This is a genomic window from Yoonia sp. R78084 (genome assembly GCF_044595625.1).
Taxonomy (GTDB): domain Bacteria; phylum Pseudomonadota; class Alphaproteobacteria; order Rhodobacterales; family Rhodobacteraceae; genus Yoonia.
Window position 1 is genome coordinate 1770979 of sequence record NZ_CP138993.1, and the last position, 13340, is coordinate 1784318.

General features: G+C 58.3%; 14 protein-coding genes. 7 read left to right on the plus strand and 7 right to left on the minus strand.

The window, feature by feature from the left end; genetic code table 11:
- The 5 genes from SJY29_RS09050 to SJY29_RS09070 all read right to left on the minus strand — a co-directional run bounded on the left by SJY29_RS09050 (window position 1) and on the right by SJY29_RS09070 (window position 4697).
- Window positions 1-1005: an SMP-30/gluconolactonase/LRE family protein gene (locus SJY29_RS09050; RefSeq protein WP_400082034.1), complete on the minus strand. Its 1005-nt coding sequence runs from the start codon at window positions 1003-1005 to the stop codon at window positions 1-3.
- On the minus strand, window positions 1002-2159 hold the full coding sequence (locus tag SJY29_RS09055; RefSeq protein ID WP_400082037.1) for an alpha/beta hydrolase family protein: 1158 nt from the start codon (window positions 2157-2159) through the stop codon (window positions 1002-1004). The genes SJY29_RS09050 and SJY29_RS09055 overlap by 4 nt, the downstream gene beginning before the upstream one ends.
- A 163-nt stretch (window positions 2160-2322) precedes the next feature.
- Window positions 2323-3318: a TRAP transporter substrate-binding protein DctP gene (gene dctP, locus SJY29_RS09060; RefSeq protein WP_400082040.1), complete on the minus strand. Its 996-nt coding sequence runs from the start codon at window positions 3316-3318 to the stop codon at window positions 2323-2325.
- Between the two features lie 105 nt (window positions 3319-3423).
- The gene (locus SJY29_RS09065) at window positions 3424-3765 is read right to left on the minus strand and encodes a Rieske (2Fe-2S) protein (protein WP_400082043.1); all 342 of its coding nucleotides are present in this window, start codon (window positions 3763-3765) and stop codon (window positions 3424-3426) included.
- The gene (locus SJY29_RS09070; RefSeq protein ID WP_400082045.1) at window positions 3762-4697 is read right to left on the minus strand and encodes a VOC family protein; all 936 of its coding nucleotides are present in this window, start codon (window positions 4695-4697) and stop codon (window positions 3762-3764) included. The genes SJY29_RS09065 and SJY29_RS09070 overlap by 4 nt, the downstream gene beginning before the upstream one ends.
- Window positions 4698-4798: 101 nt before the next feature.
- Here SJY29_RS09070 and SJY29_RS09075 point away from each other — a divergent pair, with 101 nt between their 5' ends.
- From SJY29_RS09075 to SJY29_RS09105, 7 genes are all read left to right on the plus strand, one after another.
- Window positions 4799-5716 carry a LysR family transcriptional regulator gene (locus tag SJY29_RS09075; RefSeq protein WP_400082048.1) on the plus strand — a complete coding sequence of 306 codons (918 nt, stop codon included), beginning with the start codon at window positions 4799-4801 and terminating at the stop codon, window positions 5714-5716.
- Window positions 5717-5799: 83 nt separating this feature from the next.
- A complete protein-coding gene (locus SJY29_RS09080) occupies window positions 5800-6924 on the plus strand; it encodes an FAD-dependent oxidoreductase (RefSeq protein ID WP_400082050.1) in 1125 nt (374 codons plus the stop codon).
- Window positions 6924-7586, plus strand: coding sequence for a glutathione S-transferase family protein (locus SJY29_RS09085; protein WP_400082053.1), 663 nt, complete (start codon window positions 6924-6926; stop codon window positions 7584-7586). Before SJY29_RS09080 ends, SJY29_RS09085 begins: the two co-directional genes overlap by 1 nt.
- A gap of 3 nt (window positions 7587-7589) precedes the next feature.
- On the plus strand, window positions 7590-8363 hold the full coding sequence (locus tag SJY29_RS09090) for a cyclase family protein (RefSeq protein WP_400082055.1): 774 nt from the start codon (window positions 7590-7592) through the stop codon (window positions 8361-8363).
- On the plus strand, window positions 8356-10278 hold the full coding sequence (locus SJY29_RS09095; protein ID WP_400082058.1) for a TRAP transporter large permease subunit: 1923 nt from the start codon (window positions 8356-8358) through the stop codon (window positions 10276-10278). The genes SJY29_RS09090 and SJY29_RS09095 overlap by 8 nt, the downstream gene beginning before the upstream one ends.
- Window positions 10279-10555: 277 nt before the next feature.
- A complete protein-coding gene (locus tag SJY29_RS09100; protein WP_400082060.1) occupies window positions 10556-10900 on the plus strand; it encodes a hypothetical protein in 345 nt (114 codons plus the stop codon).
- Window positions 10901-10921: 21 nt separating this feature from the next.
- Window positions 10922-11155 carry an alpha-ketoglutarate-dependent dioxygenase AlkB gene (locus SJY29_RS09105; protein WP_400088878.1) on the plus strand — a complete coding sequence of 78 codons (234 nt, stop codon included), beginning with the start codon at window positions 10922-10924 and terminating at the stop codon, window positions 11153-11155.
- Between the two features lie 500 nt (window positions 11156-11655).
- Here SJY29_RS09105 and SJY29_RS09110 read toward each other — a convergent pair whose 3' ends face one another.
- Both SJY29_RS09110 and SJY29_RS09115 read right to left on the minus strand, forming a co-directional pair.
- On the minus strand, window positions 11656-12012 hold the full coding sequence (locus tag SJY29_RS09110) for a DUF5368 domain-containing protein (RefSeq protein WP_400082063.1): 357 nt from the start codon (window positions 12010-12012) through the stop codon (window positions 11656-11658).
- A gap of 11 nt (window positions 12013-12023) precedes the next feature.
- On the minus strand, window positions 12024-13340 hold the full coding sequence (locus SJY29_RS09115; protein WP_400082066.1) for an NAD(P)/FAD-dependent oxidoreductase: 1317 nt from the start codon (window positions 13338-13340) through the stop codon (window positions 12024-12026).

Below are 13340 nucleotides of genomic sequence, written 5' to 3' on the forward strand. Positions count from 1 at the left end.
TCACCAACCCAACAATGGCAGGCCCGCCACGGGCGATGTGAAATACGGAATACGGTTGCCCTGCAACGAACCGAGATAAACGGTCGTCAGATCCGGTCCGCCAAAGGTTAGTGAGGCCATCCAACGGCAGACATCACCGCCTGCCGCCCCCATCAATTCAGGCGTGACCTTTCCCGCTTCCCACGCGGCGTCCAAGGCGGCAAGCGCCTTGGGATCTCCGCCCAGATCAAGGATCGTGAGCAAATCACCCTCCGGCGTGATCGCGACCAGCCGGTCGGTCATGATCAGCGTCGTCCACAGATTGCCATAGGCATCAAAAGCGATGCCATCATTGAAACCGGGCAAACGCGAAGGACCATAGGTCTCGCGGTCGGTCAACGTGTCGCCATCCACTCGAAAGCGCGTCACCTTGCGATCCGTGGTCTCGGCCACATAAAGCCAGTCTTCGGAGGCATCGAAGCGCAGCTCGTTGGTGCCGCACAGGCCATCGGCCACGATCCGCGGGCCCTTTTCGTCAATCAGCGCGATATAGCCATCGCGCGAATGGGTTTTCACATGATCGGTCCATGGTTGAAGCTGGGTCGTCACGGTCAGCCACAACCGGCCCTTGCTGTCACGGGTGACAAAATTCGCCTTGCCGATCCGCTGACCGTCGATCTGGTCCAGCAGCACCTCAGTACGAAGGCCATCCCGCGACATGCGCTCCAACCGCTCGGAGCCCCAGTTCGCAATCAGGATCGACCCGTCGACATCGAACGCCAGACCGTTGGGCAAGCTCCCTTCGGCCTGTACCAGACGACTTTCGAAGTCGGCCGCCTTGTTGGGCGCGCCCTGTAGGATCAGCGCTTGCGTGCCATCAGGGTCAATCCGCACTACGCCCCCGCGTCCGTCCGCGCTCCAAAGCGTGCCATCGCGCTCGGCCAGAATACACTCGGGGCGTTCAAGACCCTGCCCCACGAAGGCCAGATCGCCCGGATCGACCTGAAAACCGACCAAAGGGTTCATGCGGTGTGGCCGCCCAAGACCTCGGCAACCCAGTCGGCGATATAAGCCCCCGCATTGGCCGAGTTGTCAAAGCTGGAATGCTGCACACCGCCGGTGCGCTCGTCGAAAATTTTCAATTCGCGTTTGGGGCTGTTGACCAGTTGGTCATAGGTTTCATGGGCCCATTTCAGCGGAATCTGGCTGTCGTGTTTGCCATGGGTCACAAGAAACGGCACCTTGATGCGGTCCAACACGCCATGCAGGTGCATGTCTTCCGCCTTTTCCATGAACTCTTCATCCGTCTCTGCCCCGAACACCCAGCGCACATGGCCCCAGTAATGCGGCACAGGGAAATCGCCCTCGGCCTCTTTCCGGCGCTTTTGCACGTCGCGCCAGTCGTGGTTGGCGCCCCAGACAACCCCCATAGCGAAACGCGGCTCAAAGGCCACGGCGCGCGGGCAGTAATAGCCGCCAAGCGAGACGCCCTCGCACCCGATCCGCGCAGGATCGACATCCTCGCGGGTTTCGAGATAATCGAAAATTTTCGAGGCCCAGTGCTCGCTGTCATAGCGCGCGGTCAGGTTGCGCAGGCGCAGCGCGTCGCCGGTTCCGGGTTGGTCGACAACAAGCGAAGCGACGCCGCGCTTGGCCAGCCATTCCGGCAGACCGACGAGGAATTTCATTTCCTTTGTGCTGTCGAGCCCGTTGAGCTGGACCAGCACAGGTTGCCGACCTTGGACATTTTCGGCGGGGTAGAAAATTCCCGTCAGATGGTTGTCGTCGTAAGGAATGGTCACTTTCTCGGCGCGAGAACCCGAAAGCTTCAGCCCCATGTAGAACGTGTCCTGCAAACGCTCATAAAGGGCAAGGCGCCCATCCGAGCCATGCGCCAGCAAACGCTCGGCCGTCATCATGTAATTGGCGGCGCGAATGTACTTTTCACCCCCTGAAATCTTACGCCCGTGGTCCAGATCGTCACGGGCGAGCTCCAGCAACTTGTCCGCCATGGTCACCCATGTCTGGCGGAACATGGCGGTCCCTTCAGCATCCCGCGCCTTGGCCGCCTCCGCCAGCGGTCCGCACATCTCTTGAATTTCGCCCATTTTGGCCCCCATCTCGATAGACAGGTTTACGGACAGATCCCACGGGTAATTGGTTGGGAAAAAGCGGAACATCGTGTCTCCTCGCAGTCGATCGGGCTGCAATCTATTGACAAGCCAGCCATTGAAAAATTTTTTGGTAGTTGATCCCTCTCGGGCGCGACGCGGAAAACCTGACGTCCGTCAACGTCAGGGGCCGCCCGAAGACGGCCCCTGCCTTGGGAGCGACCAAAAGGCCTTACTTTGCGGCCTCCAACTGGGTCAAAAGCTCGTTCACAAGGGGCTGCCCACCCGGGAACGCCTCTGCAAAACTGGCCAGAATCTCGTCACCGACATAACCGATGATGCCTTGCACTTCTTCAGGCGTCATCTGACTGAAGGTGTGCCCCTCGGTATTCCGAAGCGCTTCCATTGCACCGTTGTTCCAGTCATCGACAAAAGCCCCAAGTTCACGCGACGCCTCGCAGGTCGAATGCGCGTCAATGGCCGCCCTGGCGTCATCGGACAGAGCATTGTAACTCTCTTCCGTCATGAAAACAGCGCCCAACGCGCCGCCCAACGGGGCAACATAGTGATGTTTGAGAACATCCCCAAGCTTGAACGCAGGAAAGGCTGTAAAGCTCATGATCATGCCGTCTGCCGTACCACGCTGGAGAGCTTCATAGGCTTCAGTGATGTTGACGGACAATGGCGTACCTTCGTTCCCCTTGGTAATCTCGACGGCCGGTGGGGACGTCGCGATAATGTTCAGGCCTGCCATGGATTCCAGACCGTCGGTGATTGGTGTGTCCGCCGTGTGCAACGAAGACTGTGGGAAATTGGCGAACAGAAGCGGCTTCAAGCCCTCGTAATCCTCGCCAAACGCGCCGTTTTCATACATGCGGCACGCCGCCAGCGATCCCTGCTCGGAGCTTTCCACAAAGAACGGGATTGTCATCACCAAGGAATTGCGGAACTTGCCTGGATTGAACACGGACATGCCCCAAGACATGTCGACCACGCCGTCCACCACACGGTCATAGAAATTGGTATGGTTGGCCAGTGTCGGCCCGTGGCGCAGGTCGATATTCACCGCACCGCCGGCCTCTGCATTGACCTTTTCAACCCATTGCTCGAAGAACCGGTTGATCGGGACCGGCTCTGCGTTGGTGCTGGCAAAGACCAGATCTTGCGCATTCGCCATAAGTGGCGCCATTGCCGCGATGATCGAAAGTGTTGTTGTCTTGACGTTCATGTTTTCCTCCCAGAAACTCAAAAATCGTGCTGTCAAGTAGCCTACGGCTAAGGGGTGAATTGATAAAATTTATTTTATCAAGAAGTTGCATTGATAGTGTGAATACTATTTCACGGGTTCCGCATCGATTATCACAGCCCCGTCCACGACACGCAGGGCAACAGGCGTGAGGCTTTGACCCAAGCACGGACCCAGCGCACAGGCCCCATCCGTGATCCTGAACAAAGCGCCATGGGCTGCGCACATGATGTGGCTGCCGTCTCCGGACAGGAATTCGTCCCGCTTCCATCCCAGCGGCGCGCGGTCATAATGCGGGCAGTTGTTTATATAGCCGTAAATACGGCTTCCCTGCCGCACCAGAAGCACACGATCGCGGCCACGATCGTTGGGCAACACGCCCTTGGATCTGCCGTCAGCGATATCACCAAGTTGACACAGAACAATCACGACTTATCAGGAGGCCCGCCAGTCGGAGCCCATTTCGCGACGTTCTCAAAAAGGAACATCTGTGCGCTTTCCTTTGACATCGGCTCTTCGCGATGAATCCAGTCGCCATCATGCTTGTCCATGTCCGCATCGTATTCCACATGGGTGCCAAGCGGCGAGTTGAAGTACCAGAACCAGTTTGAACCGAACTTGTGCCGTCCTGGCCCCCAGAAACTCTCGTATCCCTTCTTCACCATGCGCGACCCCGCCAGCATCAGCTCGGTCGGCCCTTGCATGTGAAACGCCACGTGTTCCAAACCTTGCATGTACTCAGGCGTCTGGATCATGAACAGCACGTGGTGATCGTCATTGGCTTGCGGCCGCAGAAACGGGCCGGTGTTGGCAAACTTGTCTGTCACCACAAAGCCCAACCGGTCGATGTAGAAGTTGGCTCCCTTGTCCATATCGGGTACGAAATACACGACATGCGAAAGCGTGCGCGGCTTGGCCTCGGCGTCCTCATTGGCGCCAACAACATTCGCCGGCCTGCCGGGGGCCGCGCCGGGCGAATTGATCAGTTCCGGCGGCAGATCCATCTCTTTGCGCGTGGTCACCTGAAACGCGATCTCGAATCCGAGATCGTCCCGGCAACAGATCCGGCCTGACGTATCGCGCACAACGTCACGATCCTTCGACAGCTCCGCCTCGATTGCATCAATCGTGGCCGCGTCTTCTACACCCCAAACTGTCTGGCGCAACATGGTCGCCGTCGGCAAAGGTGCCGGGAGCGACGGATCGTCCTTTGCACGCACCGTCAGGGCGGTCCCGTCAAGCGCCTCAAACCGGCCCTCGCCGCTTTCTTCCAACCCGAAATCTCGCAAATATTGTTTGCAAGCGTTCAGATCATCCACGCCAAAGACCAATTCGTCGGCCCCGATAATTCGCATATTCATACCCTCATGCTTGGTTGACGTGAGGATAGAACCTCTTCTAGCATTTCTAAAATTGTAATACTGGATATAATACATTGATCTGGTGAATGCAGAGGTGGACCTTGCGATTTAAGAAACTTGACCTCAACCTGCTTGTGGCACTTGATCACATGATGACGCTGACCTCGGTGAGCGCCGCAGCCGACAAGATGTTCATGAGCCAATCTGCCATGTCCAACGCACTGACACGGTTGCGAACCTATTTTGACGACCCGCTGCTGGTACAGGTTGGCAAACGCATGGAACTGACCCCGCGCGCCGAAGCCATGAAGCCGGCAATCAGGGACATCCTTGTACGGATTGAAGCAACAATCGACACACAGCCGGAATTCGACCCGACCGTCTCGACCCGAAAATTCAATGTTCTGGTGTCTGACTTTACGCTGCGCGTGCTGATGCCGCATGTGGTGGCAGAGATGGATCGTCAAGAGGCGCGGGTCAGACTTAACCTGCTGGCCCAAAGTGAATCCCCCTTTCTGACCCTAGAGCGCGGCGATGCCGACCTTTTGATCACGCCAGACATCTTCATCTCCCCCAATCATCCCTCCACACTGTTGTTCGAGGATCAGTATGTCGTGCTGGCCTGTGGCAAGGGCCCACATTCCAAGGCCCATATCGACCTTGAGGCCTACAAGACCCTCCCACATGCTATCATGGTGCCCCAATCCTCGGACGGCAAACCGGCCGAGTCCTTGATTCTGGAACGGGCAGGGATCACGCGAAACGTAGAACTTTCGACCTTTTCCTTCTCGGCGCTGCCGCACCTTGTGGTCAATACCGGACGCATTGCGACGGTGCACCGCAGTCTGGCAGAGATCGCCCGTCAGACCAGCGACCTTGTCATCCACCCGCTGCCGTTCGACGCCCCTGTGTTCCGGCAGATGATGCAATGGCACAGCTATCGCGAACACGATCCGGGAATCATGTGGATCCGCGATGTGTTTGAGAGAGCGGCTGGAAACCTGACAAGTCATTCATAATATGAATACAACGGATTGTGTCTTTCAATTTTTGAAATGCCGCTCCAATCGCTAGTGTGCTTTCAATTGGGAGGAGCTTAACTATGGATCTGGACTCTGTTCTGGTCGTCGGTGGGGGCATCGGCGGGCTAACAGCAGCCATCGCGCTGCGTCGCAAAGGATATCCTGTAGAGATCATCGAACGGGATCCGAATTGGTCGGTCTACGGCGTAGGCATAATCCAGCAGATGAATGTCGTCCGCGCCATGAATGACATCGGTGTGCTTGAGGCCTATCTCGCGAAGGGTAGCGGCTTTTCCACGACAACAATCTACGCGGGGCCGGACGGCATGCAGAGCGCAAGGTTCGAAACGCCGCGCTTGGCAGGGCCACAGCACCCCTCCAATGCCGGTATTCGCCGGCGGGATTTGCAACAGGTTTTGGGCGATGAGGCAAAACGGCTCGGCGCCAAGGTGCGGCTCGGACTGACCATCGTTCGCATGGAGGACGATGGCGAAGGTGTGGATGTCACTTTTTCAGACGGCACATCGGGTCGCTATGACATCGTTGTCGGCGCCGACGGCATCTTCTCGGCGACGCGTGCGGCGATTGTGCCAGACGCGCCCAAGCCAGAATACACCGGTCAATGGGTCTGGCGCTACAACCTGCCACGCCCTGCCAGCCTTGAGGGGATCGAAATTTTCGCGGGCCCCTGCAATGCAGGGCTCGTGCCGATGACCGATGACCTGATGTATATGTTTCTCGTCTCTCAGGAGGAGGAGGGCATGACATTGCCGACTCAGGGGGCAGCGGCAGCAATGCGCGCGCGGACGAAGATGGCACCGCCGCAGATTTCGGCACTGCTCGATCAGATAACGGATGACGAAGGCGTTGTGGCGCGTCCGATGGAAGTGATTTTCCTCAAGGATCATCCCTGGCACAAGGGGCGGGTCGTGCTTCTTGGAGATGCGGTGCACGCTTCGACACCCCATCTGGCACAGGGGGCCGGCATGGCCATCGAGGACGGGCTTGTTCTGGCGGAGGAGCTGGCCAGAGCCGATGACACCGAAACCGCTTTTCAAGCCTATCGCGCGCGGCGGTTTGATCGCGTGGCTTTCGTGGCCGAAAATTCGATCCGTATCGGTGACATGCAGATGGGTAAAATTCCGCCCTTCGATGCAGGCGAACTGACCGGACAATCGATCAAGCTGATGTGCGAACCGATCTGATGTATACGCTTTACGCCGCGCCTGGTGCCTGTTCCCGCGTGCCCTTGATTGCCTTGGAAGAAGCGCAAGCACCCTTCGACCTGCACCTGATCCGGTTCCTGAAAGGCGCGCATAAACAGCCCGACTATCTGGCATTGAACCCAAAAGGCAAAGTGCCGTGCCTTGTGTCGCCGGACGGGCCTGTCACGGAAAACATTGCCATCGCGCTGTATTTGGCCAGCCGTCATAGCGGCTTGCTGCCCGAAGCCGACACACCCTACGCAGAGGCCATGATTGCCGCCGATCTCGCCTTTTGCGCGGCCACGCTGCACCCCATCGTCAGCCGCATGCGGGTGCCGATGTTCATGGCCGAAGGCGCTGAAGCCATTGCCTCGGTCAAGGCAAAATCCATCGAGGCGATGCATCCGATGGCATCGGTCGTTGAGGCAAAGCTCGGCGAAAACGAATGGTGGTATGGCGCGCAATGGTCGATCATGGATGCCTATATCTATTGGGTTTCATTCCGCATCACAGGTGCTGGCTTTCCCGCAGACGCCTACCCGCTTTGGTTGGCCCACACAGAGCGGATGGATGCGCGCCCTGCTGTGCGCCGTGCTTTGAACAAAGAGTCCATGATGCAACAAACGCTTGAGGCCGAGGGCCTTGCACCGAGGATGGGATAAACCATGACCCGCAGGATTATAGATCTGTCTGTCGCCATCGAAAATGGGGTTCCCGCAGACCCGCCCCCTTTGATGCCCAACATCGAATATCTTGACCATGCCGCTGGCGCTGCCGAATTCGAGGCCATGTTTGGCATTCCGGTCGAAAAGCAAATCGAGGGCGCTGGCCCCGCCTCTGAGCGCGTCCACATGACCACCCATAACGGGACGCATCTTGATGCACCCTGGCACTATCATCCGACGATGAACGGCGGAGAGCGCGCAATGACGATCGACGAGGTGCCGCTGGAGTGGTGTATCGGTCCGGGCGTGAAGCTGGATTTTCGCGCCCTGCCGGACGGCCATGTTGTCACGGCTGATGAGGTTCAGGCCGAGCTGCAGCGAATTGGTCACAGCCTTCAGGCGGGTGATATCGTGCTGGTCAACACCCGCGCCGGCGCGCGCTACGGCCAGCCCGACTTTCTGGCTGCTGGCTGTGGCATCGGGCGCGAGGCAACGCTTTGGCTGGCGGGACAAGGGGTGCGGGTCTGCGGAACCGACGCATGGAGCTGGGACCCGCCATTGGCCGGACAGGCGGCGCACGCGAAGGAAACGGGCGACTATTCTCTGTTCTGGGAAGGCCACAAGGCCGGCGCCGACTGTGTCTATTGCCATATCGAAAAGCTGACCAACCTCGACCAACTGCCACATTCAGGTTTTGAGGTAATGGCGCTGCCGGTGAAGGTGGCAAACGCCTCGGCCGGATGGTGCCGGGCTGTCGCAGTTTTCCATGACTGAACCTTTTGCGCGACTCGACAGGTTTGACCGATGGATTGATCGCGCGACGGGTCTGGTGTCCGGTGTCGCAGTCCTGGGCCTTTTGGCAGGCGCGATGGTGATCGTCACAGACGTCTCGCTTCGTGCCACCGGTCTGGGTGGGGTGACTGCCCTGAACGAGATCATGGGCCAGATGTTCGGTATGGCGGTTGCCGCCACCTTGCCGGCGGGTGTGTCGCGGCGCGTGAATCTCAGGGTGGATCTGATGTCGGGTCATTTCGGGCCAACGCTGTCGCGGCTGCTGGCGGTGGCCGGGTCGATCGCGCTTTTGCTCTTTTTCGCCGCACTGACCTACTATGTCTGGCAACTGGGCATGCGCTTTGTTGCACAAGGCCGGGATACACTGATCCTGCAATGGCCGCTTGGGCCGACCTATGTATTCGCCGCGGTTGCAATGGGACTTGCCACCTTTGTACAGGCGGCCAAACTCTACCGCGATGCTGTTTGTCCGCCACCCAATCAGGCCGGACGTTCAACCTGGGTGGGGATCGGCATGGCGACGCTACTTGGCGCGAGTGTTCTTGGCGGCGCAATCTGGGCGGCCCTCGATCTTGCATCATTACAATCATTGGCCGCAGGTCAGCCCGGCCTTCTCGTCGTCATTGCCTTTGGCCTTCTTTGGTTGGCGGTGCTCTGTCAGGTGCCGCTGGCCGCGGCAACAGCGCTGCTTGGCATCGCAGGAACTGCACTGGTTCTCGGCTTGCAATCCACGGGGCGTGTCTTCGCCAATGATGCGATGGAGTTCCTGACAAACTGGCAGATCGCCACCTTGCCGATGTTTCTAATGATGGGCAGCTTCGCGGTCGCTGCCGGTATTTCAAACGACATTTATCGCCTTGCCAACGCGCTTCTGGGGCGGATCAAAGGCGGCTTGGCCTATGCGACAATCTTTGGCTGCGCTGGATTTGGCGCGGTCAGTGGATCGTCTGTCGCGACGGCAGCAACGTTTGGACGTATCGCCCTGCCGGAAATGGCGAAACACAAATACGACCCGGCACTGGCCTCAGGAACTGTCGCAGCCGGGGGAACCCTTGGTGCCCTCGTGCCGCCATCCGGAGCGATCATCCTGTTCGCGCTTCTCACGGAACAATCCATCGGCGTCCTGTTCATCGCGGCAATGGGGCCGGCGTTGCTGGCGCTGCTTCTCTATTTTGCGGCCATCTTCATCACGCTTCGCCTTGACCCGTCGCGCGCACCTGCCGTCGCGATCGAACCTGAACCGCTCGGGGCCGCTCTGTGGGGCGCCGCACCCGTCGCCATCCTTTTTGGTGTTGTGATCGGCGGCCTTTACGGCGGCCTCTTTACAGCAACCGAAAGCGCGGCGGTCGGGGCCGTAGGCGCGTTCCTGCTGGCGCTGCTCCGTGGCAAGCTCAATCGTGGTCGACTTCTTGAAGTTCTGTCAGAAACCACCGGCACGACGGCACTGATTTATGGTCTGATTTTCGGCGCGCTGATCTTTTCGTTTTTCGTCAATCTTGGTCAAGCGCCCGAGACGCTGGCGCGCGCTATTGCAGATATCGACACGACGCCGATCGTGATCCTGACCGTGCTGTTGGTTTTCTACCTGCTGCTTGGCGCTGTCATGGACAGTTTCGCCGTCATGGTTATCACTGTTCCCGTGGTTACACCGCTGGTGGTTGGTCTTGGTTTTGACGTTTATCATTGGGGCATCCTGATGCTGGTGGTCGTCGAAATCGGACTGATAACGCCACCTTTCGGAATAAACCTCTTCGTCCTGAAAAGCCTACAGCCAGATCAACCTATCGGGCGCGTGATGAAAGGTGTCATCCCCTTCATTTGTGCGGACCTTGTCAAGATCGTCCTGCTCGTGGCTTTTCCGGCCATTGCCTTGTGGCTCCCTGCCACGATGAACTAACCGCTGGCCGGTGACGCCGGAGAATTGAGATCCGCCATTTCGAAGCCTGTCCACCGAAGCAGACGCAATCCAGCGCGACAGAATGCGATCTGAATGTGACCGGCGCAACGCTTCGAGAGGCCATTTACTAGGCGCTCAGATCTCGGGCCGTGTCGACAAAGAAGCTGGCCAAGGTGGCGGCTAAATCTAACTTCGCCACCCGCATGAGCATTGGAAGCGTTTCGAGTGTACCATGGATACACACACCAGAACACGGCCAACGAGGAGTCTGCTGCCGATGGCCACACCGCGTTCGCAACTTTCATTTTCCCCGGATGAGTGGCCGGACGGGCTGACCTATCTGGAAAATTACATTCAGGAGGATGAGGCCGAAAGGCTCGTCCGTGAGATCGACGCGGCGCCCTGGCGCACCGATCTGAAGCGGCGCGTCCAGCATTACGGCTATCGCTACGACTACAAGGCGCGGCAGGCCCGGCGAGAAGACTATCTCGGGCTACTGCCAGACCTGTTTCAGCAACTGGCGGAACGGTTGACCTCTGAAGGACATTTTCAAGCCGTTCCGGATCAGATCATCGTCAACGAATATCAGCCCGGACAGGACATCTATGCCCATATCGACTGACTACCCTGCTTTGGGGAGACGATAGCATCCCTGAGCTTGCTTTCGGAGTGTGTGATACGCTTTGCCTCACAGAAGTCTTCTCGGCAAAAGGATCTTCTGCTTCAGCCCGACAGCCTTTTGGTTATCGCTAGCGAAGCCCGCCATGACTGGACGCATGCCATCCAGGGCACAAAGACATATCTTGTCAAAGTTCAGAGGTCCCAACGAACGCGGCGCATTTCGCTGACATTTCGGCAAGTGAAATTCGGGAATTGAGTTTCGCCGTTTCGCACATGACGAACCGAAGCTAACGCGACGCAGCAAGACATTGCGCGATCAAAACACCAACATGTGCTGCACATGATACGATCTAACAAAATGAAAACACGACTAAATCGCTACCATCCATCATGGGGGCACAAGATAACCGCGCTGCCGCGGTGGCTGCGTTGTTGGGCATTGAGCCAGCGTCTCGGGTGCGTGGTCCGGTTCTCAGGGTCATGGGGCACACATACTGCAGGCGCCTTGGGACAGTCCAGCCCCGCAGCGCGAGAGGACAAGCGCGCATCCAGCCTTATGCGCGCTCCACACTGGCATCACCACCTGCCTATGTCTGAAGGCTTCCAATCGCTTCGCTGTTTCAAGAGCAAGGTCGGGAATGGCGTCGCCGCTTTCGTGCGATGCTATTCGTGCACGGTTTATCGTTTGTCCGTTGGGGTCTTTGCGGTCAAGTTTTGCGGCCCAGGCTTGCCCAGGCCGCTCTTCCTGCTTGGCAACTAGACGTCATCCGTCTTTCCACGGATCAGCGATTGTGCGGTATAGACCAATATCGCAATCCCGATTGCCCCCATCGCGGCAACACCCAACAGCACAATCACGTCAACAGGACCGCCAATGTCGCGCAGATGCGAGTGCGTCATGGCCTGCACAAAGACAACAGCGGCAACAGCGCCAATCGGCATGGACAATTGCGCCATGAGGAACTTGCGCATCGACATCGCGCGGTCGCGGAACAGCACATAGAGGTAGGCCAGCGTGACGACAGCCGCCGCCGCGACCATGGTCCAGAACAGGCCGCGCCCGAAAATCTCTTCGAAGACAGCGATCATTGTTTCAAAAGTCAGTTGTTCCATCTGGCTACTCCTCAAGCCTTGCCGCGCAACATGGCGTTATAGGTGGCTTTCAACGCCACTTCCTTCATCAACCAACTGATCCAGAGCTCTTCCAAAGGTGCGATGACACCCGGAAAGGACGGGGTCAGGTTGTTGTTGTAGTCGAACTCAATGAGCATCGCGCGACCGACGCGGGTGATCAGCGGGCAGGATGTATAGCCCTCGTAGATCAGGCTTGCGTCACGCCCTTCAATCGCTGCGATCAGGTGATCTTCAACGACAGGGACCTGCCACTTCACAGAAGCTGCAGTCTTGCCTTTGGGCACCCCCGCCACATCGCCCAGCGCAAAGATATCGGGATAACGCAGATGGCGGAGCGTATGTTGGTCAACCTCGACCCAGCCCTGATCTGTCCACTTGTCGGCCCAACTCAAACCCGACTGCCGAATGACGTCAGGGGCGCGTTGCGGCGGGATGACGTGAAGGTAGTCATAAGCCATCTCGGTGTCCCCGTCGGGGGTGTCAAAGGTTGCGATTTTGCGGCCCGCGTCAACGGCCTTCAGCACATGACTATAGTGGGGGTTGATCCCACGGTCCTCGAACAGCATCCGCACTTTCTCGGAGACGATCGGCACGCCAAACAAACTGTTGTTGTTGGCGGCATAGTGCATTTCATGCTTGCCCGCACCAGCGGTACGGGTGGCGATGTCTTCGATCAGGAATGTATGCTTGAGCGGCGCGCCCGCACATTTCATTTCCGTCGCAGGGCGCGTGAAAACACCAGCACCGCCCTCTTCCGCGAACCGCGATGCTGCTTCCCATGTTTTGGCCGCATATTGCGGTCCGGCATAAAGCGCACCGATGCCGTTTGTGCCGACCATATCCAGCGAGAACCCTTCGATGGCGTCGTGATCCAGCACCAGACCGGGCGCCACAATCAGGAAGTCGTAAGACAGGGATTGTCCACCGGACGTATCAACAACCTTGGTGATCGGATCAATTGCAGCGGCGGCCTCTGGAACCAGAGTGATGCCCGCAGGCAACCAATCCGTGGTTCTTGACTGGGTGTAGGACGCGGGCTTCAGGCCTGCCGCAACCAGCGACAGGCCAGGCTGATAGAGGTGCTCGGCACTGGGATCAAGGATCGTGATATCGGCACCCTCCAACCGTCTGACCAGCCGGTTGACCAATGCCGTGCCTGCGGCCCCTGCCCCGATGATCACGATACGGGCGCTGGTTTGGACCGCCTGTGCCCTTGCCGGGCGGACAGCCGCCGCTGTTGCAAGCCCGCCTGCGGCAAGCGCCAGAAATGCGCGGCGCGAGGCTTTCAATTCATTCATGTGGCTCAT